This window comes from Collinsella sp. CLA-AP-H1 (genome assembly GCF_040092945.1).
Lineage (GTDB): Bacteria > Actinomycetota > Coriobacteriia > Coriobacteriales > Coriobacteriaceae > Collinsella.
The window spans coordinates 65,812-89,143 of record NZ_JBBNKO010000008.1 but is presented as its reverse complement, the minus strand read 5'-3'; the positions used below and the strand labels follow the sequence as shown (position 1 = coordinate 89,143).

At 59.8% G+C, this 23,332-nt stretch carries 19 protein-coding genes; 12 read left to right on the top strand and 7 right to left on the bottom strand.

Annotation, left to right across the window (positions count from 1 at the left end):
• The 3 genes from AAAV44_RS06165 to AAAV44_RS06155 all read left to right on the top strand — a co-directional run.
• A partial coding sequence (locus AAAV44_RS06165) for a hypothetical protein (RefSeq protein ID WP_349115021.1) occupies positions 1 to 565 on the top strand: 565 nt, incomplete at its 5' end.
• A 199-nt stretch (positions 566 to 764) separates the two neighbouring features.
• Positions 765 to 1,835: a hypothetical protein gene (locus AAAV44_RS06160; RefSeq protein WP_349115020.1), complete on the top strand. Its 1,071-nt coding sequence runs from the start codon at positions 765 to 767 to the stop codon at positions 1,833 to 1,835.
• Positions 1,836 to 2,130: 295 nt separating this feature from the next.
• A complete protein-coding gene (locus AAAV44_RS06155) occupies positions 2,131 to 3,501 on the top strand; it encodes an amidohydrolase family protein (RefSeq protein ID WP_349115019.1) in 1,371 nt (456 codons plus the stop codon).
• A 133-nt stretch (positions 3,502 to 3,634) separates the two neighbouring features.
• On the opposite strand, the gene AAAV44_RS06150 is transcribed toward AAAV44_RS06155, so the two are convergent.
• The 6 genes from AAAV44_RS06150 to AAAV44_RS06125 all read right to left on the bottom strand — a co-directional run bounded on the left by AAAV44_RS06150 (position 3,635) and on the right by AAAV44_RS06125 (position 11,006).
• Positions 3,635 to 4,108: a hypothetical protein gene (locus AAAV44_RS06150; RefSeq protein ID WP_161194483.1), complete on the bottom strand. Its 474-nt coding sequence runs from the start codon at positions 4,106 to 4,108 to the stop codon at positions 3,635 to 3,637.
• A 146-nt stretch (positions 4,109 to 4,254) separates the two neighbouring features.
• Complete coding sequence (locus tag AAAV44_RS06145; RefSeq protein WP_022094020.1) at positions 4,255 to 4,527, bottom strand: metal-sensing transcriptional repressor; 273 nt, start codon at positions 4,525 to 4,527, stop codon at positions 4,255 to 4,257.
• A gap of 135 nt (positions 4,528 to 4,662) precedes the next feature.
• Positions 4,663 to 4,884, bottom strand: a complete 222-nt coding sequence (locus tag AAAV44_RS06140) for a heavy-metal-associated domain-containing protein (protein WP_117634829.1) — start codon at positions 4,882 to 4,884, stop codon at positions 4,663 to 4,665.
• A gap of 152 nt (positions 4,885 to 5,036) precedes the next feature.
• The gene (locus tag AAAV44_RS06135) at positions 5,037 to 7,376 is read right to left on the bottom strand and encodes a heavy metal translocating P-type ATPase (protein ID WP_349115017.1); all 2,340 of its coding nucleotides are present in this window, start codon (positions 7,374 to 7,376) and stop codon (positions 5,037 to 5,039) included.
• A gap of 411 nt (positions 7,377 to 7,787) precedes the next feature.
• On the bottom strand, positions 7,788 to 9,872 hold the full coding sequence (locus AAAV44_RS06130) for a DUF6273 domain-containing protein (protein ID WP_349115016.1): 2,085 nt from the start codon (positions 9,870 to 9,872) through the stop codon (positions 7,788 to 7,790).
• A gap of 171 nt (positions 9,873 to 10,043) precedes the next feature.
• On the bottom strand, positions 10,044 to 11,006 hold the full coding sequence (locus tag AAAV44_RS06125; protein ID WP_349115015.1) for an FHA domain-containing protein: 963 nt from the start codon (positions 11,004 to 11,006) through the stop codon (positions 10,044 to 10,046).
• Between the two features lie 587 nt (positions 11,007 to 11,593).
• On the opposite strand from AAAV44_RS06125, the gene AAAV44_RS06120 reads away from it, so the two are divergent.
• The 9 genes from AAAV44_RS06120 to AAAV44_RS06080 all read left to right on the top strand — a co-directional run bounded on the left by AAAV44_RS06120 (position 11,594) and on the right by AAAV44_RS06080 (position 22,290).
• On the top strand, positions 11,594 to 13,843 hold the full coding sequence (locus tag AAAV44_RS06120; protein ID WP_349115014.1) for a DEAD/DEAH box helicase: 2,250 nt from the start codon (positions 11,594 to 11,596) through the stop codon (positions 13,841 to 13,843).
• 621 nt (positions 13,844 to 14,464) lie between these two features.
• Complete coding sequence (locus AAAV44_RS06115) at positions 14,465 to 15,226, top strand: 4Fe-4S dicluster domain-containing protein (RefSeq protein WP_349115013.1); 762 nt, start codon at positions 14,465 to 14,467, stop codon at positions 15,224 to 15,226.
• Between the two features lie 273 nt (positions 15,227 to 15,499).
• Positions 15,500 to 16,012, top strand: a complete 513-nt coding sequence (locus tag AAAV44_RS06110; protein ID WP_349115012.1) for a PTS glucose transporter subunit IIA — start codon at positions 15,500 to 15,502, stop codon at positions 16,010 to 16,012.
• 18 nt (positions 16,013 to 16,030) lie between these two features.
• On the top strand, positions 16,031 to 16,885 hold the full coding sequence (locus AAAV44_RS06105; RefSeq protein WP_349115011.1) for a PRD domain-containing protein: 855 nt from the start codon (positions 16,031 to 16,033) through the stop codon (positions 16,883 to 16,885).
• A gap of 99 nt (positions 16,886 to 16,984) precedes the next feature.
• Positions 16,985 to 18,601 (top strand): PTS transporter subunit EIIC, encoded by a 1,617-nt coding sequence (locus AAAV44_RS06100; protein ID WP_349115010.1) that lies wholly within the window; start codon positions 16,985 to 16,987, stop codon positions 18,599 to 18,601.
• A gap of 3 nt (positions 18,602 to 18,604) precedes the next feature.
• Positions 18,605 to 19,987: a 6-phospho-alpha-glucosidase gene (locus tag AAAV44_RS06095; RefSeq protein ID WP_349076379.1), complete on the top strand. Its 1,383-nt coding sequence runs from the start codon at positions 18,605 to 18,607 to the stop codon at positions 19,985 to 19,987.
• 591 nt (positions 19,988 to 20,578) lie between these two features.
• Positions 20,579 to 20,875, top strand: a complete 297-nt coding sequence (locus tag AAAV44_RS06090; RefSeq protein WP_349115009.1) for a hypothetical protein — start codon at positions 20,579 to 20,581, stop codon at positions 20,873 to 20,875.
• Positions 20,876 to 21,091: 216 nt separating this feature from the next.
• Entirely contained in the window at positions 21,092 to 21,292 is a 201-nt protein-coding gene (locus AAAV44_RS06085) for a hypothetical protein (RefSeq protein WP_035137368.1), read from the top strand.
• Positions 21,293 to 21,375: 83 nt separating this feature from the next.
• Entirely contained in the window at positions 21,376 to 22,290 is a 915-nt protein-coding gene (locus AAAV44_RS06080; protein ID WP_349115008.1) for a type II CAAX endopeptidase family protein, read from the top strand.
• 182 nt (positions 22,291 to 22,472) lie between these two features.
• On the opposite strand, the gene AAAV44_RS06075 is transcribed toward AAAV44_RS06080, so the two are convergent.
• Complete coding sequence (locus tag AAAV44_RS06075) at positions 22,473 to 23,291, bottom strand: AraC family ligand binding domain-containing protein (RefSeq protein WP_349115006.1); 819 nt, start codon at positions 23,289 to 23,291, stop codon at positions 22,473 to 22,475.
• Between the last annotated feature and the right edge of the window lie 41 nt (positions 23,292 to 23,332).

Below are 23,332 nucleotides of genomic sequence, written 5' to 3'. Positions count from 1 at the left end.
GCATGTCAATCCTGGTCTAACAGAGCCAAACGAAATCATGGCCTACAACATGGCATTTACCGATTGGCTGCTCTTTGAGCGCCCCTATCGCCATGGCAAGACGCTGCTCGAGCTGTATGTTGATGAGCCGCCGGCATCGCTTTCGCCTGCCTCGCTCAAGCGGCTCGAGCAGGTGCGCGACACACAGTATTTCTCGCGCTTTGGCATTTTGGACAAGGATCCTGCGAACGGCATGGTTGCGCTGAAGGATACGCGCACCGACCGTCGCTTTGATGTCTACGACCCGCATATCGTGCAAAAGGAGCATTGGAGCGACGGCGCGATCGCGGTGCGGCTCGCGTGCGTCGACGATGTCTGGCTGACGGCGGGGCAGCTCTACCTGTATGACATCGCGCGCCTGAGTGACACGGCGGTCGACGGGCCGGGCGCCGTCCATCCGGAAGACCTGGAAGATGGCTTCGACACCTCGCGTATCAGCTTCTTTCTGAGGCTGGTCCGCGACATCATGGGTGCCCAGGGGCGCTACGTAAAGTCCCTCAACATCTACGAGCAGGAGTGGGAGTAGGGGATGTGACTGGCGTCGCCCTGCTGCCCTGACTTTGTCTCAATCTGTAACGTTTGGCGGCTGTTTGGGCCCGTAACTGTTACAGATTGAGACGGAAGGTTGGCGGCTGCCGAAAGATCTTGTTCTGTAACAACTAGAGGCTCAAAGACTGTCTTCCTGTTACAGATCAAAACATTTGTCAGCGGAGGCAACGGTGACGATGGCCCATTTGTCTGACGTGGTGGTGATGAAAGTGTCTAATACCGTTCTCAAACACAAACATGCGACTCGCAATACGTTGGCGCGGAATAGGATGCTCGCGCGGCTCACGGAGACGGCTAAGCAAGGTGCGCTGCTCGCAACGCATGACAATGCCGAGCTCATGTGGCTGCGACGCCATGTTGGAACCGACGATATTGCGGAGCCCGAGCCGTACCTGTTCTGTTTTAAGCATGATTGGGATGCATTGACGCCGGCGGAGCGAGCGCTGAGGACTATCAAAGGGCTTGCGGAATTTCATCCCGATTGGGCGTTTTGGGGCTATGACGCGGCGCTTTTGTGGGGTTTGGAGGTGCCGAATGATCTGCTTGGGCCACGATATCTTGTTAAGACGGGTTGCTCGGTGCCGCTGAGTGCAGGGTGTCGGCTGTTGCGTCCGCAGGCGGCGGGTGTACTTGAACAAGTCGACGGCGTGCAGGTGACGTCGTTTTGGCGCACGGTGGAGGGTTGCTTGCTGCGTGCGCCGTTCTCCTACGGGTTGGCGATTGCCGATTCTGCACTGCGGGCGAAAGGCGTATCACGTTGGGATTTGTGCGAGCGCCTCCGCGCCGATCGCGAGGGCAGGCGAGGGTATCGCAGGGCACAGGTGATTGCGTCGTATGCGGACGGGCTGTCCGAAAACGGCGGCGAGTCTCGGTTCCGAGCGTTCTTTATTGCGTACGGCTTTCCGGTTCCGGAGCTGCAGGTGGAGTTTCGCGACCCGCTCGATCCGAGCCAGGTGTTTCGCGTCGACTATTTTTGGCGGCTCGAGGACGGGACGTGTGTCATCGGCGAGCTCGACGGAAAGGGGAAGTACACCTTGCAGAACGGCGAGGGCCGGGAGTCGGTCGATCCATTCGTGGCAGAACGTCAACGGGAGTCCCATCTGACAATGCTCGGGCACAAGGTGCTTCGGTTTACGTTTAACGAACTCAAAGACCCGGGGAAGCTTGTCGAGAAAATGAGGCTGGCGGGTATTCCGCGACGGCCCGATTTGGCTGAGGAGTGGAGACGTCAGTGGTATGGGCGCTGAGAGGTTTTGTCTCGATCTGTAACGTTTAGAGGTTGTTTGAGCTCGTAATTGTTACAGATCGAGACAAGCCGGTGAAACGTCGACCGAATGTCTCGATCTGTAACATCAAGGGGCCCAACAACCCTGTATCTGTTACAGATCGAGATATTTCTCTGGTGTCGCTGGGGTGGGACTGCAGCGTATTCCGTCCCCCACATCCCCTCTTCCCTCCGTTAACCGATATGTCTGTGGCAATCGGGCTACACTGGATAATAATGGACAGATGTTCAAGTTTTCTGAGGGGGAGGAGCTCGATATGGCGTCTGCCGATCGTTCCACGTTGTTTATCAATGCGACCGTCCTGGATGGTTCGGAGCATATGGAGCCGCAACCCGATATGGCCGTGACTGTTGAGCGCGGTGTCATCACGTGGATGGGGCCGAGTGCTGTGGCGCAGGCACCTGCAGGTGCCGAGGTCATCGACCTGGCAGGTGCGTATCTCATGCCCGGTCTCATCAATATGCATGTGCATCTGTGCGGTTCGGGCAAGCCGGTTTCGGCGGGCGATGCAGGCGCGCTGATGAAGAAGCTCGATAATCCCGTGGGGCGCGCCATCGTGCGCCATATTCTTAAGGGCAGCGCCCAACAGCAGCTGGCAAGCGGCGTGACCACGGTGCGCGGCGCGGGCGACCCACTGTTTGCCGACATCGCCGTTCGTAATGCCATCGACGCCGGCAAGTATCAAGGTCCTCGCCTGGTGGCGCCGGGAACGGGCGTCACGGTGCCGGGCGGCCATGGTGCGGGCTTGTTCGCCCAGGTGGCAAACAGTCCCGCCGAGGCAGCCGAACAGGTGCGCGACCTGTATGCGCGCGGTGCCGACGTCATTAAGCTGTTCGTAACGGGCGGCGTGTTCGACGCCACCGAGGTGGGTGAGCCGGGCGTGCTGCGCATGCCGGTCGAGGTTGCCGCGGCGGCGTGCAAGGCTGCGCACGAGGTGAGCCTGCCGGTTATGGCCCATGTCGAGAGTACCGAGGGCGTGAAGGCCGCGCTTGAGGCCGGCGTTGACACGATTGAGCACGGCGCTCCGTTGACGCCCGAGATTCTGGAGCTGTACCGTGGCGCCGCGGGCACGCAACTCGAGGGGCGTGCGCCCAGTGTTACCTGCACTATCAGCCCGGCGCTGCCGTTTGTATTGCTCGACCCGAAAAAGACCCATTCGACCGATACGCAAAAGAAGAACGGCGATATCGTGTGCTCGGGTATTATCGAGAGCGCTCGTGCTGCACTGGAAGCTGGCGTTAAGGTGGGTCTGGGCACGGACTCGAGCTGCCCGTTCGTGACGCAGTACGACATGTGGCGTGAGGTGGCCTATTTTGCCAAGTATGTCGGCGTGAGCAACGCCTTCGCACTGCATACGGCTACGCAAGTCAACGCCGAGCTGCTGGGGCTGGGCGGCGAGACCGGCACAATCGAGTGCGGCAAGGCCGCCGATATCCTGGTGACGCGCGAGAACCCGCTCGATGACCTGTGCGCTCTGCGTGAGCCGATGCACGTGATGTGTCGCGGCGATCTGGTACGCAAGCTCAAGGTGAAGCGCATTCCCGAGGTTGATAACGAGCTCGACGCGATTATGGCCATGCCGGCCGAGGCGTTGGCCGAGGAGCTCGCCCGCGACGGCGTGGCGTAGATGTGACAAAGGGACAGCTCCGTTGCCGCATACAAAAAGCCGAGGTCTCAACACGAGGCCTCGGCTTTTTTATCGAACAAATACTTAAGATTTGGGACAAACAAACCTGATTAATTTGTCCCGCGTGCGGGCGCTAGGAGCGGGTTTCCATCTTGGCGTGGCACTTGGGGCAGGTGACGCGGATCTTGCCCTTGCCCTTGGGGACGGAGAGCATCTGGCCGCAGTTGGGGCACTTGAGGTATGCCGTGGTCTTGCGCCCCTTCCACATCTTCTTGGCCGTGCGCTTGGCACGCTCAAAGTCTTCCTTACTGGTGCCGGCTGCGCGTGAGGTGCTGGCCGCTGCAGCTCCGCCGCCCAAGCTAGCTACAAACTTGCCCAAGCCGGGTACGTTTGCAGTCGCGGCGACAAAGGCCTCGTTCTCCTTGCGACGTGCGTCGATATTTTTGGACAGGCCGCGCAGCACGCCAATCACGATTACGGCGATGGCAATCCAGCTGAGCCACTGGATGCGGGCTATCGATCCGATCATCGCGATGACGATGCCGGCAAAACCCATCACGATGGTGAGTTCATCGGCACCATTGCGACCCTTCATAAAGTCATTCATGCAAATTGCCTTTCGTTCGATATGCTGCTCGCCTTTATACCCGATTTAGAGCAAGGGGGACAGGTTAATCTGCACCAATGTGGTGCAAACATACCTGTCCTCGGAATACCAAGACGGTGCAAAGAAGTCTGTCCCCAATGCCCCAATTACTTGGAGAGCTTGTCGACGACGCGTTCGATCTCGGCGAGCTTGGCGGCTTTGAGGTCCTCGTCGCCCGATTCGATTGCCGAAGTCACGCAGCCCTCGATATGCGCCTTGAGCACGTCGGCGTTGATGCGCGCGAGGAGCGCCTGTGTTGCCATGAGCTGCGTGGAAATATCGACGCAGTAGCGGTCCTCCTCGACCATCCGCAAGATGCCGTCGATCTGGCCGCGTGCCGTCTTGAGCATGCGGGTCACCGATTTATGGTCTGCCATCATGGCGGGTCCTCGTTTCTGGTCGATTTTCCGGATGCCCCCGTCAGTTGCGGTGAAATACGGACTGTTTAAAGGCCTAGGGCGGCTCAACAGTCCGTATTTCACCGCAACTTCTGAGGATTGAGTAGGCGGCGTCTGCTACGCGGCGGTCACCGAAAGGGCGTGGAACTTCTCGCCGGCGCCCTCGACGGCGGCGGCGAGCTGCTCGGCGGTCACGGTGTCGGCGCACTCCACCTGGACAGTCTGGGTCTCGTGATCGGCGTCGGCATCGGTCACGCCGACCACGTTGAGCAGCGCGGTCTCGACGGTGGCATCGCAATGGCCGCACATAAGGCCGGAAGTCTTGATTGTGTAACGCATGGGTGTACTCCTTATCGATTGAGATTATCTGACAGTTTAGTCGTGAACAGCGTCATCTTAAAGGCGCGCTGAGGTGCCCGAGATTGCCCCGAAAGAGGAGCGAAGCGTACTTGGGTACGCGAGCGACGGTTTGAGGGGCAAGGTCGGGTGCTTCAGCGCGCCGTCTTAGGCTTAAAGGATTTTAAGCGCAGAGCATTGCTTACGACGCAGACACTCGACAGGCTCATGGCCGCGGCGCCAAACATCGGCGAGAGTTGCCAACCGGTGAGGGGGAAGAACACGCCCGCCGCCAGCGGAATGCCGATGCCGTTGTAGAACAGCGCCCAGAACAGGTCCTGCTTGATGTTGCGGATCGTGGCGCGCGACAGCTCGATGGCGCGGGCGACGTCCATGAGGTCGCTGCGCATGAGTACCACGTCGGCGCCCTCCTTGGCGATGTCGGCGCCGGTGCCGATGGCAAGGCCCACGTCGGCGCGCGCCAGGGCGGGGGAGTCGTTGATGCCGTCGCCCACCATGGCGACCTTGCCGCCCGCATCCTGCAGCTCGCGCACGTGGCGTTCCTTGTCGGCGGGGAGGACGTCGGCGATGACCTGTTCGCTGCTCAGCCCCACGCGGCGGGCGATGGCCTCGGCCGTCACGCGGTTGTCGCCGGTGAGCATACGCACGTCGACGCCAAGCGAGCGCAGTGCGGCGATGGCCCCGGCGCTCGTCTCCTTGACCTCGTCAGCCACGGTGACGGTGCCGGCAAGCTCGCCGTTCTTGGCAAAGAACAGAGGCGTCTTGCCTTCGGCGGCAAATTGCTCGGCAAGGCCCGCGGGCACGGTAACGCCCAACTCGTTCATCAGGCGCACGTTACCAGCGGCAATGGCGTTTTGCCCTTCGCGCGCCGTAACGCCTCGTCCGGGCACGGCGGCAAAGTCCTCGACCATGCGCGCGACGATCCCGCGTGTCTCGCACTCGGCCATAATCGCCTCGGCCAGCGGGTGCTCGCTCGAGCGCTCCAGCGCGGCGGCCAGCTTGAGCAGCGCCTTTTCGCTCATGGCGGGCGAGCCGTCGGCGCGCGTGGCTACCACGATATCGGTTACGGTAGGCTTGCCGCGGGTGACCGTGCCCGTCTTATCGAGCACCACGGTGCCCACGCTGCGCAGATTCTCCAGCGCCTCGGCGCTCTTGAACAGAATGCCCATCTCGGCGCCCTTGCCGGTGCCGACCATAATGGCGACGGGCGTGGCCAGGCCCAGCGCGCACGGGCAGCTGATCACCAACACGGCCACGGCGGAGGTGAGCGCCTCGTTCACGCTACCGATCAGTGCCATCCACACCACGAAGGTCACGACCGAGATCATGAACACCACGGGCACGAACACGCCGGCGACCTTGTCGGCCATGCGGGCGATGGGTGCCTTGGTGGCGTTGGCGTCCTCGACGAGCTGGACAATCTTGGCAAGCGACGTGTCGGCGCCCACACGCGTAGCGCGGAAGGTAAACGATCCGGTGCGGTTGACGGTGGCGGCGTTAACGGTGTCGCCGGCGGTCTTCTCCACGGGGATGGACTCGCCGGTGAGCGCGCTTTCGTCCACGGCCGAGCTGCCCTCGAGCACCACGCCATCGACAGGGATGGACTCTCCGGGGCGCACACGCAGGACCTGGCCGGGCAGAATGGCATCGACGTCGACGGTGGCCTCGGTACCGTCCTCGGCCACGACGGTCGCGGTCTTGGGCGCCAGGTCAATGAGCGCCTCGATGGCGCCGCCGGTCTTGGATTTGCTGCGTGTCTCGAGATATTTGCCTACGGTGACCAGCGACAGGATCGTGCCCGCACTCTCAAAATACAGGTTGTCCATGCCCGTCATCATGGCCTCGTGGACCTGGCCCGCGGCTAATTGGTCGGCCATGATGAACATGGCGTAGAGCGACCAGGCGATGGAGGCGGTGGCGCCCACGGCAATAAGGGCGTCCATGGTAGGCGCGCCATGTGCGAGTGATTTAAACCCGTTGATAAAGTACGCGTCGTTGACGTAGACGATGGGAATGAGCAGGACGAGCTCGGTGAGCGCGAGCGTCATGCTGTGGGTGTGGTCGGTGAAGACGCCGGGCAGTGGCCAGCCGAGCATATGCCCCATGCCTATGTAGAACAGCGGGATGAGGAAGATGATCGAGATGATGAGGCGGGTGCGCATGGCGGAGGCGGCGGCCTCCAGCTTTTTGGTGGGCGACTCCATATGGGCGGCGCCGGACCTGGCTTGCGCGCTGCCGCTTTGGGCAGCGTCGGTGCCCGTGCTGACGGGCGAGGCCGAGTAGCCAGCGCGATCGACAGCGCTGCAGATGTCGTCGGGGGTGACCTGCGCGGGGTCATAGTCCACCAGCATGGAACCGGCGAGCAGATTGACCGCGACGCTCTCGACGCCGTCGAGCTTGCTCACGGCGCGGTCTACGTGCGCCTGGCAGGCGGCGCACGTCATGCCGCCCACATCGAACTTATCTTGAGCCATGGCTTCTCCTTTCTGTGGTTCGGTGTTGGAATTGTTAACCTGCTGATATTATACACCCATACCCCCTGGGGGTGTACAGTACAGAAAGAAATGTATGACATTTCGTTACAGATGAGGATAGTTGGTTGGCCGATGGACCGTCCCAACCAATCATCTCAATCTGTAACGTCTGGACCGGTTTTTGAACCATAGCTGTTACAGATTTAGACAAACATTTCAGCCGAAAACTAACGTCTCGATCTGTAACAACTAGACCCCGTTTTACCGAGCATTTGTTACAGATCAAGACAAACAGTTGGCAGGAAACTCAATGTCTCGTTCTGTAACATCTAGCAGCAAATATGACCTCTAACTGTTGCAGATTGAGACAATTGCCGGGGAGGGGTCCCGTCACGGCAAGACGCCCGCTCTCTAGATACAGAATCCGGGGATCACACAGGTTCGTTTGTTTGGCTTGTCCGCAGGCGTTGCGTACGTAAAGACGTCGCCGTCGTGTCCAACGCGATTCAAATAGAGCGTGCCTTCGGTCTCCGATGAGTCGGGGCTCACCGTGCGCTCCCACCAGCAGGTGTCCTTGCCCTTCCACTGGCGGACCATCGTCTCGTTCGTGGAATACGGGCTCACCTTGAGCTCGCGGAACAGCTGGTACTCCTTGCCTTCGCCGTTGTAGATGTCTGCCAGGTACTGAAAGCCCTCGGCAAACGACTCGGGCGGCTGCACTCCGCACAGCTCGACCATGGCGGGCGGCCAAAGGGTCGCGGGCAGCTCGCTCAGACACGATGCGCTCCTGGCGGCGCCAACGTTATTCGAGATCTTTTTGACAGATTTGATGAGTGCGCGCAACTCGTTGGGCAGCAGCTTAAGGCCGTCGCCGTCGAGCCATTCCCGCAGCTCGCAATCTGCCCAGCCGGCGCTCGGCGGTTCAGCCGCAGCGTTGCGCTCGGCAATACCCGCGTCGAACATAAACGTCAGCCCGGCCTTGCCCGTACCGTCTAGAAGCTCGTCGTGGCGGATGCCCACGAGCTGCGCGCCGACGTGCAGCCCATTGGTGAGCTTCACGCGCTTAGTGCATGGATAGGGGATATGCCCGTTGTCATCGAGCAGATGATAGCGCTTGGCAATCTCGCGTGCCTCGCTACGGGTCTCGGCGGCCTTAATCTTGAGCGAAATCTCCTGCAGCTGATCCCAGGTGTAGTCGTCAAGTGAACCGCGGATGCCGTCCAGGTAGTCGGGGATGCCAAAGCCATGGGTTGCCGCCCCGATAACGCCAAGCCCCGCAACGGCTGCGACAACGCCACCGATAATAAAGCGGCGGCGGGTCATGGCATCGTGCCGGGCCTGCTCCAGGATCTCTCGCGCGCGCTCGCCGGCGACGTCGACCTTAAGGTGCGTGCCAGAATCGATATCAATCGCGGCCTCGTCTCCTGCGCCTTCGCGGCCCTCGGATTCGGCATCGGTGAGGTATGCCGAGAGCACCTCGAGCATCTGCTGCTCGGTGGGACGATCGCACTGCTCGACTGAGATGCCTTTCATGATGATCTGGACGAGCGCTTCATCGTCCTTGCAGCGCGGCTCGAGCGGCGCCGGCTTGGTCTTGGTCTTTATGAGGTAGAACGAGCCGGTTGCCGCGGCACCCGTCGACTCGACATCGAACGGTTTGCGACCGCTGTAGAGCTGGTACAGAATGCTCGAAAGCGCGTAGACATCGATTGCCGGCGAACGGCGAAGGGCCGCGATGCCTTCGATATCCTGCGTGAGCATCTCGGGCGCGGCGTATGCGGGCGTGGCAAAGCGCCAGATGTCGGCGCGCCGGGTGATCGTGTCGTCGCCGAGAGCCATGGTCGCGGAGCCCATGTCGATGAGGCAGGGGTCAAAGGAGCAATCGGCAATCTGCTGCTCGAGCGTTCGGCTGGTGGTGCGGAACATGATATTGGCAGGCGACAGGTCGCGATGGATGACCGGATTCACGAGGCCTTGGGTCATCAAGAGCGCACGAAGCACGGCGTTTCCGACGGCGGCGACCATCTGGGTGGTCAGCCCGCCCGAGGCGTCGTGCGGAAGCAGGGGCAGCGCCTGCTTGAGCGAGGTGCCCTCGACCCACTCCATGAGGATGAGCGGGTCGTCCTTGCACGATCCATAGCCATAGACGTGCGGAAATCCGCGCAGGTGTGAGACGGTGCACAGATGACGGTACTCCTCGAACAGCGCGGCGGTGTTGGCCAGATGCGCGGCCGCTTGCTCGGCGGAGCGATCGGGGGCTTGGCCGGAAAGGATGGCGTTGTCCTTGAGTAGCTTGACGGCAAAGACCTCGCCGCTCGTGTTGGTCGCGCGCAGCACGTGTCCGATGTTGCCGTTGTTGCGGTGGGCCGTCTGGAGAATAAGCGTCATAAACCGACGCTTGGCCTCGTCCTCGGCGCTGAGGTCGACCGCCACGGCGGTGTCGAACGTGTCAAGACGGATGAGTTTGTCGCCATAGGCGCTATCGGTAGTATCCATGGCGTTCCTTTGTCTGGCATGGGTTGCCGCACGTATACGTGAGCAGTGCGGTTATCGGTAAAGTACCATGATAGCCGCACTGCCCACGTATACCGCTGAGTATTGTCGTTTACGACGCAGAAGGTAGAAGACGAAAGACGGACGGCGACCGTCTTTTGATCGCCGTCCGCGCTAGTCCACAATGACAAGGAATGTCGTGTAGAGACCCAGATGGAGCCTGTCGCTGTTTTCGATTTCCACTGGGGGATAGACTTTGCCGGGCTCTCGTTGGTCGCGGGGCGGCTCGATTACGATATCGCCGTCACCCGCGCCCGATTCGAGCACTGTGCCATTGGTCGACCCAAGGCCCTGGGCGTACCAGTGCTCACCCTCGAGCCAAATGCGAAGATGCTCGCGCGAGGTGTCGGCGCCTACATCGGTGATGCTGGGCGAGGTTTTGGGCAAAGAACCAATCACGGTGCCGCGTGGATCGTGTGTGAGGGGATGGATTTGCATGCCGGCGCAGTTGTCGGCATGGGTTCTGAGCAGACCGAGATTAGGGGCGACGGTGCGCGGCTGTTCCAGGCTGCTCATAAAGCCACGTCCGACGGTAGTTTCGGTGGTGCCAAAGTGCCCGCCCGTCTTGCTGTCGCAAAAGCGCTCGACGGTGGCCACGCCCTGAACGGGATCGGCGAGCGCCCCCGTTGCCACAAAGAGCATAAGGTAAAGCGTGCTTTTCTCGCGCACGGCATTGCCGTCGAAGTTGTCGATGCGATTGAGGGCATTTGCATATAGGCGGCTGTCCAGCTTGTAGCTGGCGAGAGCCGACATCATTTCGTTGGCGGCCGGACCGCGATAGTGCTCGGCGATTGCCCGATAGGCGGACTCGCCGCCGCCGAGCTTGCTGCAGATTGCCGAGGAAAGGTTGAGTGTGGTGACGGTAAAGTCGCTGTAGATGGAGGGTGCGCACTGGTCAGGCTTGCGATGGACGATGTAACGGGTGAGATACGAGCGGTTGGAAGAACATTTCTCGAGCAGGGTGCTGCCGAGATAAGAGTTTCCATTGATGAGCATTCGGGCGATCTCGAGATGTTTAAGACCGCCGAACGAGCGAATATCGTTATAGAGGACCGAGCAAGGCGTCTCTGCTGCCACGGATACCTCCTTTGATTGCTTCCTAGCCAATATGGCGATAGGAATTAATGGCCCCGGTGGGCGACGTATTAAATGGCTGCACAATAAATAGTGTAACCAAAGCAACATTATAGGCCACATGTTCGAAATTGCAGGAAGACTGAGAGATTTGGTTTGGACTGGACGGAAATCCCCCTCTGTCTTGATCTATAACAATTAGGGCCGATTTTACTCGGTAACTGTTACAGATTGAGACGTTTGTGAACTGTGTCGACCGTTTGTCTCGATCTGTAACACGTAGAGGAAGATTTGCCCTGTAGATGTTACAGATTGAGACAATCAGCCGGGCCCACCTCGTCCGCCTCGTCATCTGTGGTTTACGTGGGGGCATGCGAAGCACGGGTATACTAACCGGCGGCGAATCTGCTCCATCGCTTAGAGCTGCTGCGTCTGGACGGCGCGTGATAGGGCTGCCAAAGCGATCGCCAGCGTGCTGAGCAACGTCCTCTCTGTGCGCACCCGTTTTTGTATGTATTAGCGCACTACCAAGCACGCCCGCGCGGCCGCATGCCGTGCCCATTGCGCGTGCAGATAAGGAACAACAACATATGCGTAATTCTGTATCCGACGTCACGGACGCCGAGATCCTGGACGAGACCCGTGAGGCCATGACCCAGGCTGCCTTCGATGCCGCCGATGAGGCAAATGCCGCCCAGGCCGTCGAGTCCGCTACCGATAGTCTGCCCGCCTTTGACGAGCTGGGACTTTCGGACGAGATGCTTCGTGCTATCGAGAACCTGGGCTACACGGCGCCGACGCCCGTGCAGGCTGGCTCGATCCCCGTGGTGCTCGAGGGCCGCGACTTGCTTGCCGCCGCCCAGACCGGCACCGGCAAGACGGCCGCCTTTTTGCTGCCGACCATGAACAATCTGGAGCACATCGCTCCTCCCAAACCCGTGCGCGAGCGCGGCGGCCGCAACCGCCGTCGCGGTGTTAAAAAGCCCGAGGGCAACGGCCGCGGCCCCGTGATGCTCGTCATCACCCCCACGCGCGAGCTTGCCCAGCAGATCGACGAGGTCGCGAGCAAGATCGCCGACGTCACGGGCCACGTTGCCGTGACCGTCGTGGGCGGCGTGAGCTACAAGCCGCAAACCGCTGCCCTCAAGTACGGCTGTGACATCCTGGTCGCAACGCCGGGCCGTCTGGTCGATCTGATCGAACAGGGTGCCTGCCATCTGGACGAGGTCAAGGTGCTGGTGCTCGACGAGGCCGACCGTATGCTCGACATGGGCTTTTTGCCTGCCGTCCGCCGCATTGTGCGCGAGACGCCGGCCGAGCGCCAGACGCTGCTGTTCTCGGCGACGCTCGACGAGGAGGCCGTGGGCGAGATCACCGACCTGGTGAGCGACCCGGCACGCGTGGAGATCGCGCCCGCCACGTCGACCGCCGACACCGTCGACCAGTTTGTGTTCCCGGTGTCCATCGAGGCCAAGAACAACCTGCTGCCCGAGTTCCTCAAAAAGGAGGGCCCGGAGCGCACTATCGTCTTTATGCGCACCAAGCACCGCGCCGACAGCTGCTGCCGTCGTCTGGAGCGCAAGGGCATCAAGGCCGCCGCGATTCACGGCAACCGCAGCCAAGCTCAGCGCGAGCGCGCGCTTTCGGCCTTCCGCGATGGCACCGTCGACGTGCTGGTGGCAACCGATGTTCTCGCCCGCGGCATCGACATTAGCGACGTGCGCTACGTCGTGAACTTTGACGTGCCGGCCGAGCCGACCGACTATATCCACCGCATTGGCCGTACGGGCCGCGCCGGCGAGCTGGGCTGGGCCATTACGTTTGTGACCGAGCAGGACGTCGACGAGTTCTACGAGATCGAGAAGCTTATGGACAAGACCGCCGACATCTACGAGGCCGGCGACCTGCATGTGGGTCCCAACCCGCCTGCGGTTGATCCCGAGCGCGACCCTGCGGCCTTTAAGGTGAAGAAGAAGACCAAGCGCGGCAAGTCCAAGAGCAAGAAGAAGCTTGAGCAGGCGCGTCGCGATGGCAAGCGCAACGGCGACGATTACGGCGATGTGGCTGGTCGTTCCAACCGCGGTCGCGACGAGCGCCGTGGCGATGGCGAGCGTCCGAGCCGTCCCAAGCGCGGCGGCAAGACCCGCGTGCGCGAGGGCGTTCAGGCTCGCGTGGACGAGGCTGTGGAGAGCGTGGCCCGCGAGGTGGCTGCCGAGGAGCGCGGCGGTGCTGACGCCGTCAAGCAGGCCCCGCGTGGCAACCGTGCCGAGCGTCGTGCCAAGCAGTTCCAGGGCGAGGCGCATCGCCGCCGCCGCGAGGACGAGGATCGCGGTGGCCGTCGTCGTGTCGAGCGCGAGGACGAGGGCCGCGGTTCGCGCGGTGGCAAGCGCGGTTCGGGCGACCGCCGTCGTTCCGGTCGCGATGACGAGCGCGGTGGCCGTGATGAGCGTCGTGGCGGCGAGGGTCGTGGTGAGCGTGCTGCCCGTGGCGGTGAGTCCCGTGGCGGCAAGCGATTTGATGAGCGCGGGGGCCGTGGTGGCGAGCGTCGCGAGGGTGCTCGCGGCAATGGCGGCCGCGGCGGCGCTGGTCGTTCTAACGAGTTGCGCGACCGTCGTGACCCGCGTGCCAGCCGCGATCGTCGCGATGACTGGCGCAACTACGACGATACCCGCGAAGAGCGTCGCGGCGGCTACCGTGGTGGTCGCGGCGGCAACCAGGCCGGCTCCCGTGGCGGCCGTGCCGGCGGTCGCGATAACCGTGGCAGCTATGGCAACAGCCGTGGCGGCAAGCGCGGCGGCAGCTCCCGTCGCCCCGGTGACGGCGGCGGCAAGCGCAAGTAACATACGCATCGCCCGCTAGGGCGAGGCGAACCAAGGGCCCCGAGCAACTACGTTCGGGGCCCTTTCTGTTTGCCGTATCCGATCGCTAGTTCAAATGTGATTTCCTCGGGAATGCATCTAGAGGATGCCGCGGACCTGTTTCCTGCCATGCGGCAATGGGTCCCATGGGGTGCGCCGTGCATTTTTTGGAGTATTCTGCAGTTCGAGCTGTCTGCATATGATTCGACGTCGCCAACGGTGTCCTTCGGATATCCCTGGCGAGCGTTCTGAGTCAGATTTCACCGTTTTCCGGAGCAGGGGCGCGTTATTCTCGCCATGTCGGGACTTAAAATGATACGGCGCCCTATAGTTTTGCCCATCCGCGGCGGTGCTGGCGCGGTCACGTTGCAGAATACTCCGTTTTTTGCACGGGCCAGGATGGGGTACCTCAGGAGAATACGGCGGTATCCCGTAAATATATACAATCTGTACCGTAATTTATACAAAACGAAGAGGCAGACAGCGTAGGGTGGGTGCATTGGGGTGCTTGGCGCATCAAAACGGGGACCCCACGTGCCGTATACTCTGGCTGGATGTGAAAGCGGCTTGACGCGTTGCCAGGCGTAGGGGGAGGGTGTCTAGATGAACGTATTCGAAATTGTGTTTAGTCCGACGGGCGGAACGCGGAAGGTGTCTGGCCTTGTGGCCGGGGCACTGGGCAAGAATACCGTTACCGTCGATCTGACCGATAGCGGGCTAGATTTCAGCGCTGTCTCGATGACTGAGGACGACGTGGCCGTAATCTCTGTGCCGGCGTATGCCGGTAGAATCCCGGCTGTGGTGGCTGACCGGTTGGGCATGGTGCGAGGCAACGGGGCTCGGGCAGTTTTGGTTTGTGTATACGGAAACCGCGCGTTTGAGGACACGCTCGTAGAGCTGGAGGACGTTGCGAAGCATGCGGGATTCCGGGTGATCGCGGCAGTTGCGGCCATTGCAGAACATTCCATTGCGCGACAGTTTGCTGCCGGTCGTCCGGATGTGCAGGATGCGGCGCAGCTCGCAGAGTTTGCGCAGCAAATTCAGCAAAAGCTGTTGGCCGAGGATACATCCGAGCCCTCTATTCCCGGCAATCGTCCTTATAAACAAGCCGGAGGTCACCGCATGGCACCCGAGGCAACAGGGGATTGTGTCTCCTGCGGTGCATGCGCCGCGGCGTGCCCCGTTTGTGCTATCGACAAGGGTGACCCCAAACGAGCAGCTGGCGAGGCGTGCATCTCCTGCATGCGCTGCATCGCCGTATGTCCGCGAGGTGCTCGCAAGCTTGATTCCAGCAAACTATCCGCTGTTTCCCAGATGCTGAGCAAGGTTTGCGTCGTGCGGAAGGAATGCGAGCTCTTTATCTAGCGCATACGAAATTGGCGCAATGGGGCCAGAGCAAGGAGTGTCCCCGAGTGCCGGCAGAAAAGGAACGTCCCTAAGTACCGCATAAATACCGTTCGCCGGTCATAATGACTATTCTGGCTTTGGGCTTGTCTACAATAACCCCCGTAAAAGAAATGCGGAAGGTTACCGAGTCCCCTCGGACGTGGGCCTAACCAAAGTCTTTGATCGCGAGCGTCTCAATGGGCGCATTCGATTGATTTTGGTTGGGCTATATTTATGAAGGGACATGTCACCATGGGTTTCTTTTCTCGCTTAATGGGTGGCTCGGATAAGCAGACGACTGCGGCTTCCGAGTTCGAAATCCTCGCTCCCGTTTCCGGCGAGCTTGTTAATCTAGAAAAAACCAATGACCCCGCTTTTAGCAGCCGTGCAGTGGGCGATGGCGTTGCCGTGGTTCCCCAAGAGGGAACGGTGTGCGCTCCTGTTTCCGGCACCGTCGCGGCACTGTTTCCGACTGAGCACGCGCTGGGCATCATGTCCGACGACAGCTCTGCTCAGGTGATGCTGCATATCGGAATCGATACTGTTAAGCTTGAGGGCAAGGGCTTCCATGCGCTTGTTGCCCAAGGTGATCACGTTGACGCGGGTCAGCCCCTCGTCGAGGTCGATTTCCACGCGGTTCGCGCTGCCGGCTTCGATCCCACGGTCTTCGTTATCGTGTGCGAGCGTTCGGAGAACTCGACTCTTCGTGAGCATGCTTCCGGCCCTGTTGCTGTTAAAGAGCCTGTCGTCTGGCTTTCCGAGTAAATTCTTATGGTGGGTACCGTGGTTATCAAGCGAGTTTTTAACAACAACGTCGCAATGGTCACTTCGGACGATGGCTCCGAGCTCATCGTCATCGGTCGAGGCCTCTGCTTTGGCCGTCATGCTGGCGATGCCATCGACGAGGCGTCGATCGAAAAGACCTACGCGTTGCAGGAGGGAACTTCTCAGGATTCGCGTACGATTGACCGCTTGGCACATCTTTTGGAGTCCATCCCCACCGTCAACCTCGTGATTTCCGAGGAAATCGTTCAGATGCTTCGTCGAGAGCTCAATGCCGACATCAACGATAAGATTCTCATTGCTCTCGCAGACCATATCAGCCTTGCTTTGGAGCGCGAGCGCAAGGGCGTCCCCTGTGAGAATCCGTTGCTGCTCGAGATCCAGCAGTTCTATCGCAAGGAGTATGCGCTTGCGGGCCGTGCGCTGCAGATTATCAAGGAGTATATGGGCATCCAGATGAGCGAAGAAGAGCAGGGTTTCGTTACCTTGCATATCGTCAACGCCACCATGCCGCAGCGCTCTGACCGCCTGATTGTTTCGGTCCAGCTTGTTCGCGACGTGCTCGCGATTGTTTCCAAGCGCTATGCTACGACCCTCGATGACACCTCGCTGCCTTACGAACGTTTCGTTCGCCACCTGCAGTTTTTCGCACAGCGAGCGCTCGATCCTACGGCCGGGCAAATCAATGGCGACGCGCTGTTCCGAATCGATGAAACGGCGTATCCGTGTGCATTCTCGTGCGCGGACGCCATAGCCGCCCACTTGTCGTCTACCTATAACGTTGTCGTTACCGATGCCGAGAAGAGTTATCTCGCATATCACATTGTTAACCTGCTTGGAGAACCTGGTCTCTAGGCATAACGTGCCCACACATCGATTGGTATAAGGCAAGGCTTACGGTCTTGCCCAAGGCACATCTGTCTTAATTTGCGGAAAAGGAAGGGGAGTACCGCTATGACCGCAAAAAAGAAGTTCAATTTCAAAGCGCCGTTGGAGGTGTTCGCGAAGTCGATCGTTCAGCCGATGATGTATCTCTCGGTTGCCGGCATCCTGCTCATCGCGGGCATCATTCTGACCAACAAGACCATCTGCGCCATGATCCCCGTGCTGGGCTTCGGTCCGTTCCAGCTTGTGGGCGCCGTTGTCTATCAGTCGCTGATGTTTATCATCAACAACCTCTCGATTCTGTTCTGCGTGGGCATCGCCGGCGCCATGGCAAAGAAGAACAAGGGCCATGCTTCGCTGATCGCCCTGATGTCGTTCTTCCTGTTCCTGCAGGCTAACAACATCGTGCTCAACGCCACCGACTCTCTTGCCGATGCGAGCGGCATGCTCGGCCTTACCGGAACCGGCCAGGCCACCGTTATGGGCATCCAGGTACTCGATACCGGCGTATTTGGCGGCATTATCCTCGGTTGCATCACCGGTGCTGTGTTCAACAAGTACTCGAACAAGCAGTTCCCCATTGCCCTTTCGATGTTCTCGGGCGTTCGCTTTCCGTTCCTGATTATGATCATCATTTCCTGGATCATGGGTGCTGGCTTCTGCATCGTTTGGCCTCCGGTTCAGGGTGCCATCTCCTCCGTTGCCGGCATCATTAAGGAGTCGGGCAACATCGGTCTGTTTATCTACGGCATGCTCAACAAGCTGCTCGTTCCCACCGGTCTGCACCACCTCATCTACACCCCGTTCCAGTTCTCCGATGTGGGCGGCACCCTGACGCTGGGTGATCAGGTTATCGCCGGCGCCTATCCCATCCGTGTTGCCGAGATGGCAATGACGGGCCAGCCCTTCTCCGATAGCACCTACTTCAACAGCTATACCTTCAACAACCTGTGGCCCTACATCGGTATCGGTCTCGCCTTTATCGTCACCGCTTACAAGGGGAACAAGGATAAGACCAAAGCCGTTATCATCCCGCTGATCATCACCGCTGTGCTCTCCTGCGTGACCGAGCCCATGGACTTCCTCTTTGTCTTTGCCGCTCCCGTGCTCTTTGTCGTTCACTCGGTTCTTTCCGGCATCTTCCTGGTCCTGCTCAAGGTCCTCTCCGTGCCCGCTTCGACTGCAGGCGGCATCATCAACATTGTGGTTTCCAACCTGGTCCTCGGTGTCGATAAGACCAACTGGCCGGTTATGCTGGTGCTTGGAGTCGTCAACGCCGCGCTGTACTTCTTCCTCTTCACCTTCCTTATCAAGGAGCTCAACCTTCACACCCCTGGTCGCGAGGAAGAGTCCGAGCTCGCCGAGTCCGTTGCCGAGGGCGAGGCCGCCGCGTCTGTCGCGGTGAAGCAGGGCGCTGTCGCCGCGGCTCCCGCAGAGGGCGTCGATGCAGGTATTGCCGACCTGGTCGCAGGTCTTGGCGGCAAGGACAACATCGAGGAGCTCGAGAACTGCTTTACGCGTCTCCGCGTGAACGTTAAGAACCCGGACCTCATCGATGAGAACCTCATCAACCACGTGCCCAACAGCGGCATCAACCGCAACGGCAACAATATTCAGATCATCTTTGGCATGAAGGTCGCCGAGATGCGCGACAAGGTCGAGAACGCAATTGAGAAGGAGCAGTAAACAATGATCATTACTCTGTGTGGTGGCGGATCCACCTTTACCCCCGGCATCGTCAAGTCCATCGCCCTGCGCAAGGACGAGCTCGACGTTGACGAGATTCGTCTGTACGACATCAACGAGGAGCGCCAGCGCAAGATCGGCGTGCTCGTGGACTGGATTTTGCACGAGGACCTCGGCCTGGACATCAAGCTCACGGTAACCACCGACAAAAAGACGGCTTTTACCGATGCGAGCTTCGTGTTTGCCCAGATGCGCGTGGGCGGCTACGCCATGCGCGAGCAGGACGAGAAGATCCCGCTGCGTCACGGCTGCGTGGGTCAGGAGACTTGCGGTTGCGGCGGCCTTGCCTACGGCATGCGCACCATCTTCCCCATGGTCGAGCTGATCGATGACGTTGAGAAGTACGCCAAGAAGGACTACTGGATTCTCAACTACTCCAACCCTGCCGCCATCGTTTCCGAGGGCTGCCGCGTGCTGCGTCCCAACGCTCGCATCATCAACATCTGCGACATGCCGATCGCGATTATCGACGTGGTTTGCGCCGCGCTCGATATCGACAAGAAGGATGTCGAGTACGATTACTTTGGCCTCAACCACTTTGGTTGGTTCACCTCGATCCGCCACAAGGGCGAGGAGGTGCTCCCGCAGCTGCGCGAGTACATCAAGGAGCATGAGATTCTGCTGCCCGATTCCTACCTCAAGGGCATGGGCTCGCTCATGGCAAAGAAGCCCGAGGAGGCCACCGACGAGCACCCCGAGCAGAATCGTCACACCAAGGGCAGCTGGTATTACGTCTGGAAGGGCGAGTACGAGATCATGGAGTGCTTCCCGGAGTACCTGCCCAACACGTATCTGAACTACTACCTGCAGCAGAAGGAGTTCGTCGAGCATTCCAACCCCGAGCGCACCCGTGCGAACGAGGTTGAGGAGACGCGCGAGAAGAACCTCTTCGACGGCATCGACCACTACGAGAAGACGGGCGAGATCGACGAGAGCACGTTCTATGCGGGCAGCCACGGCGACTGGATTGCCGATCTGGCCATCGCTCTGAAGAACGACACCAAGCAGCGCTTCCTGGTCATTTGCGAGAACAAGGGCGCTATCCCCAACATGCCCTACGACGCTATGGTCGAGCTGCCTGCCTACATTGGCAAGAACGGCCCCGAGGTCATCAGCCGCGACAACATTCCTCTGTTCCAGCAGGGTCTCATGATGCAGCAGCTGAACTCCGAGAAGCTCGTGGTCGAGGCTACGATCGAGGGTTCGTACGAGAAGGCGCTCAAGGCCTTTACGCTCAACAAGACCGTGCCTTCGATGAAGGTTGCCAAGGAAGTTCTCGACGACATGATCGAGGCCAACAAGGGTTACTGGCCCGAGCTTAGCTAAAGACAGAAGGTCGCTGGCACAAAAGAGCCGCTGACCGTAAAACTTGACCAATGCCCCGTTCGCGTGCTTGCGCGGACGGGGCATTTCCGTTTTGCGCAAAGGATTGATATGGGGGATGGGCTCTCTGACATCAACGCAGGGCATGAGGTTTTCTGCTGACGCGCGGCGGCTGCGGTGCCCGGGCGGACACGCCGGGGATTCCGCCCGCTGCCTGGCGCCCTTGCCGCCACCCGGCTTCCACGCTCGCATTCTTCTGGATGCGGGCGTGTTTTTTCACGGCACGCACGGGTCCCCCGGGGCGCGCCGTGCATTTTCGGGAGTTTTCAGCAAGCCGGGGTGGCTGCATACGCGCCGGAAGCGCCTATTTGATCTCGCGAGATCCCTTGACGGGCGATTTGGGTTGGCAGACGGCGTACGGCGTGGCGATAGCGCGCGTTTCTCGCCGTGCCGTGCCCCAAAGCGACGCCGGCCGCGCGATGCTCCCGGTTCGCGGCGTCGCCGGCGGGGACCGCGATGCTGAATACTCCGATTTTTGCACGGTCCAAGCGGGGGTACGTTGGGACGGGAAGGGGCGCCCCCGTCTATTTATGCATGGCACAAGCGAAAATATGCAAGACAATAGGGCGCCATGCGCCGGATGCCCAGATTGGGCGCGCCATACGCCGACGTTCGCCGCGTCCCTTCCGCGCCGTGCGCGAATCAGAAGGCGAGGGCAGTTATGGGCGTGCAGGCGGCTCTGCGAGCGGCAGGGCTGCTGCGGAGCTTGCGCTCGCCGTGGGCGATCGTGCGCCCTGGGCGCCGGCGCTCGACGGCCGCATGCTGCTGCTTGTCACGCACGATGCCGTCGACGCTCAGGCCCTCAATATCTCGGACATCATCACGCTCTAAATACTTACTCAGCAACAAAATGATCCGTTTTTTCTCCGTTCCCATGGGGTCGGGTATGGTATTCTATCTGCGGGGTAATACATAGGATTACCAAGTAATACCAACGCCGTAGAAACAAACTCCAGATGCGGGCCAATCGGGTTGCCTTCACAGCCCGTCGCCCAGCCGCGTGGCCCGCATCTATCCGCACCACCGTCGTTTCAAAAAGGAAGCGCCATGGCAGAACACATGACCCCGGTTGTCGCGAAGGTCTTACCCGAGGAAAAGGCGGCCTTCGCGGCGGCAACCCAACTCGTAGGCACCACGCCGTCCAACGCCATCCGCATGTTTATCGCCGCGTTTAATCGCTGCGGCACCTTTCCGTTCGACATTTCGCCCAGCGGGGCCTTTGGCACTGCGCCCGATTCTCATCAATAAGTGATCCGTTTTCCTCCGTCCCCATGGGATCAGCTCTCTGCCGAGTTGTGGTAGAACTAGGGAACGGTTTTGAGGAGGTTGGCATGCTCAATGCGATGATTTGGGCGCTTGCCTGTTTTGGCGTTGTTGCTGCCGATATAGCCCTGAGCGTGGTTCTGTTTTCAGTTCTCGATGCCGTATCGGTGCTGACGGGCTATCCGATCGACAATCTCGATATCCAATGGTTCCAGGCCGCCGCTCAGACGGCGTCGTTTTTTATGGCGCTGCTGTGGTGGCGCTATCTGTGGCCCCGCTCCTTCATGGCGCGCCGGCAAGGCGAGCGCCCGCTCGGTGGGGGAGCAGGCGCGGTATGGAAGCGCATCGTCTGCGTTGTCGTGATCGGCCTGTCCATGCAGGTGGTCATTAGCTACCTATGCGACGGCGTGCTGTCGCTGCTGCCCGAGGTTGCGGCAGACTATGGCGAGCTCGTCGAGGAAACAGGCATGGGCGACACGAGCTATCTGGCCGTTCTGACCACGGTGATTGGCGCGCCATTTTGCGAAGAGCTCCTGGTGCGCGGCGTCATCTTTGAGTTCTCACTGCGTGCGTTTAATCCACAGTGCCGCCCACTTTGGAAGCGCCGGCGTCGTGCGAGCGCACAGGACGGAGCCATGGTGCCCTGGGCGGCCCCAAGCACGTGGGGTATCGCCGCGGCGATTGTGCTGCAGGCGGCAATCTTCGGTTTTATGCACATGAATTGGGTGCAGGGCTGCTATGCGGGTGCCGCCGGCCTCATTTTTGGCTGGGTGCTCGTGACCACTGGAAAGCTCCGTTACACGATCCTGCTGCACTTTGCCTTTAATGCCGGGTCGTATCTCATGACGTTGCTCTGGTTTGTGAACACGCCGTTCGACGTGGCGGTCACGGTTGCCATCGTCGGCTTTGTGCTGGTAGAGGCGATGCGCTCGCTGCTTCGATTGTGCATTCCCGTGTCGCGCGAAGCTGATCGGTCTGAGTAATAACGCCTTTAATTAGACCGATGCGTCCTGAACGCACCTGGCGTTTCACTGAATGCTTCTTTAAATTTTGAGTAAAAGAATGACATGTTGGAGATGCCGACTTTTCGGGCTACATACTGCACGCTGCGCTCGGTGTTATTGAGAAGATATGCCGCCTCTGTGAGCTGCTGGTTGAGCTTGATTTACGAAAACGTTTTGCCGGTTTTTTGCTTGATCAAGCTGCTGAGATAGCTGGTGCTATAACCCGTATCGCTCGCAATGCTTTCGAGTGTGCAGTCGCCGTAGCTTCGCTCAATATGATTCAGAATCGACACGATGCGTTCGTCCGACATGATCGCCTGGTTATCAGTTGCGGAGCGTCGGTACAGTCCTCGAATGAGAACAAGGAATAGGCTGACGGCGAGGTGCCTCATGAGTTCATTGGAATAGGCATCTTTAAAGTGATATTCGATAAAGAGCATCTCGATGAGGCGTCGCGCATGTCGGGCGTATTCCTCTGGAAGAATGAGATATTTTCGGGCCTCGCGGTTTTTGGACACAAAATCAAATAGAAGATTCGTTAATGGTGACGCGCCGGGTAACTGGCTCAGGAACAACGAATCGAACATTTCTTTTTTGAAGACGATCGAAATGACGATATCATGCTCGCCCTTAACGTATGGAACGCTTCTGACTACGCCGGTGTTGCAAATGAGCACGTCGCCCTTTTTAAGGAGTAGTCGCCGTCCGTTGACGATAAACGTGCAGACGCCGTCGTACACGTAGTTAAGCTCCATATCCCGATTGATATGAGGAGGAATGTCGGTAAAGCGCGACTCCTTGATAAGGCCCACGGGGTTTTCGTCGAGAGTTTCTTTCCAATCAAACAGATAGACCTCTTCGCCGTTAATGGTTGTGGTTTCCACCCTGTTATATCGCGGGCTGAGCTCTCCCGGATGTGTGCGATGCCACTCTTCGGTCTCGGTATGCGTATAGAGCAGCTGTTTGAGATTCGAATCCATGGGGTGCTCCAGGGGTGAACGGTAGAATCGATGCCTTAAAC

Excerpts from the sequence above, each read along its gene's own strand:
- AAAV44_RS06115 (WP_349115013.1), top strand. The coding sequence starts at position 14,465 with ATGAACGTATTCGAAATTGTGTTTAGTCCGACGGGCGGAACGCGGAAG.
- AAAV44_RS06150 (WP_161194483.1), bottom strand. The coding sequence starts at position 4,108 with ATGAATGACTTTATGAAGGGTCGCAATGGTGCCGATGAACTCACCATC.
- AAAV44_RS06160 (WP_349115020.1), top strand. The coding sequence starts at position 765 with ATGGCCCATTTGTCTGACGTGGTGGTGATGAAAGTGTCTAATACCGTT.
- AAAV44_RS06080 (WP_349115008.1), top strand. The coding sequence starts at position 21,376 with ATGCTCAATGCGATGATTTGGGCGCTTGCCTGTTTTGGCGTTGTTGCT.
- AAAV44_RS06085 (WP_035137368.1), top strand. The coding sequence starts at position 21,092 with ATGGCAGAACACATGACCCCGGTTGTCGCGAAGGTCTTACCCGAGGAA.
- AAAV44_RS06095 (WP_349076379.1), top strand. The coding sequence starts at position 18,605 with ATGATCATTACTCTGTGTGGTGGCGGATCCACCTTTACCCCCGGCATC.
- AAAV44_RS06075 (WP_349115006.1), bottom strand. The coding sequence starts at position 23,291 with ATGGATTCGAATCTCAAACAGCTGCTCTATACGCATACCGAGACCGAA.
- AAAV44_RS06130 (WP_349115016.1), bottom strand. The coding sequence starts at position 9,872 with ATGGATACTACCGATAGCGCCTATGGCGACAAACTCATCCGTCTTGAC.
- AAAV44_RS06090 (WP_349115009.1), top strand. The coding sequence starts at position 20,579 with ATGGCACAAGCGAAAATATGCAAGACAATAGGGCGCCATGCGCCGGAT.
- AAAV44_RS06110 (WP_349115012.1), top strand. The coding sequence starts at position 15,500 with ATGGGTTTCTTTTCTCGCTTAATGGGTGGCTCGGATAAGCAGACGACT.
- AAAV44_RS06140 (WP_117634829.1), bottom strand. The coding sequence starts at position 4,884 with ATGCGTTACACAATCAAGACTTCCGGCCTTATGTGCGGCCATTGCGAT.
- AAAV44_RS06155 (WP_349115019.1), top strand. The coding sequence starts at position 2,131 with ATGGCGTCTGCCGATCGTTCCACGTTGTTTATCAATGCGACCGTCCTG.
- AAAV44_RS06135 (WP_349115017.1), bottom strand. The coding sequence starts at position 7,376 with ATGGCTCAAGATAAGTTCGATGTGGGCGGCATGACGTGCGCCGCCTGC.
- AAAV44_RS06100 (WP_349115010.1), top strand. The coding sequence starts at position 16,985 with ATGACCGCAAAAAAGAAGTTCAATTTCAAAGCGCCGTTGGAGGTGTTC.
- AAAV44_RS06145 (WP_022094020.1), bottom strand. The coding sequence starts at position 4,527 with ATGATGGCAGACCATAAATCGGTGACCCGCATGCTCAAGACGGCACGC.
- AAAV44_RS06120 (WP_349115014.1), top strand. The coding sequence starts at position 11,594 with ATGCGTAATTCTGTATCCGACGTCACGGACGCCGAGATCCTGGACGAG.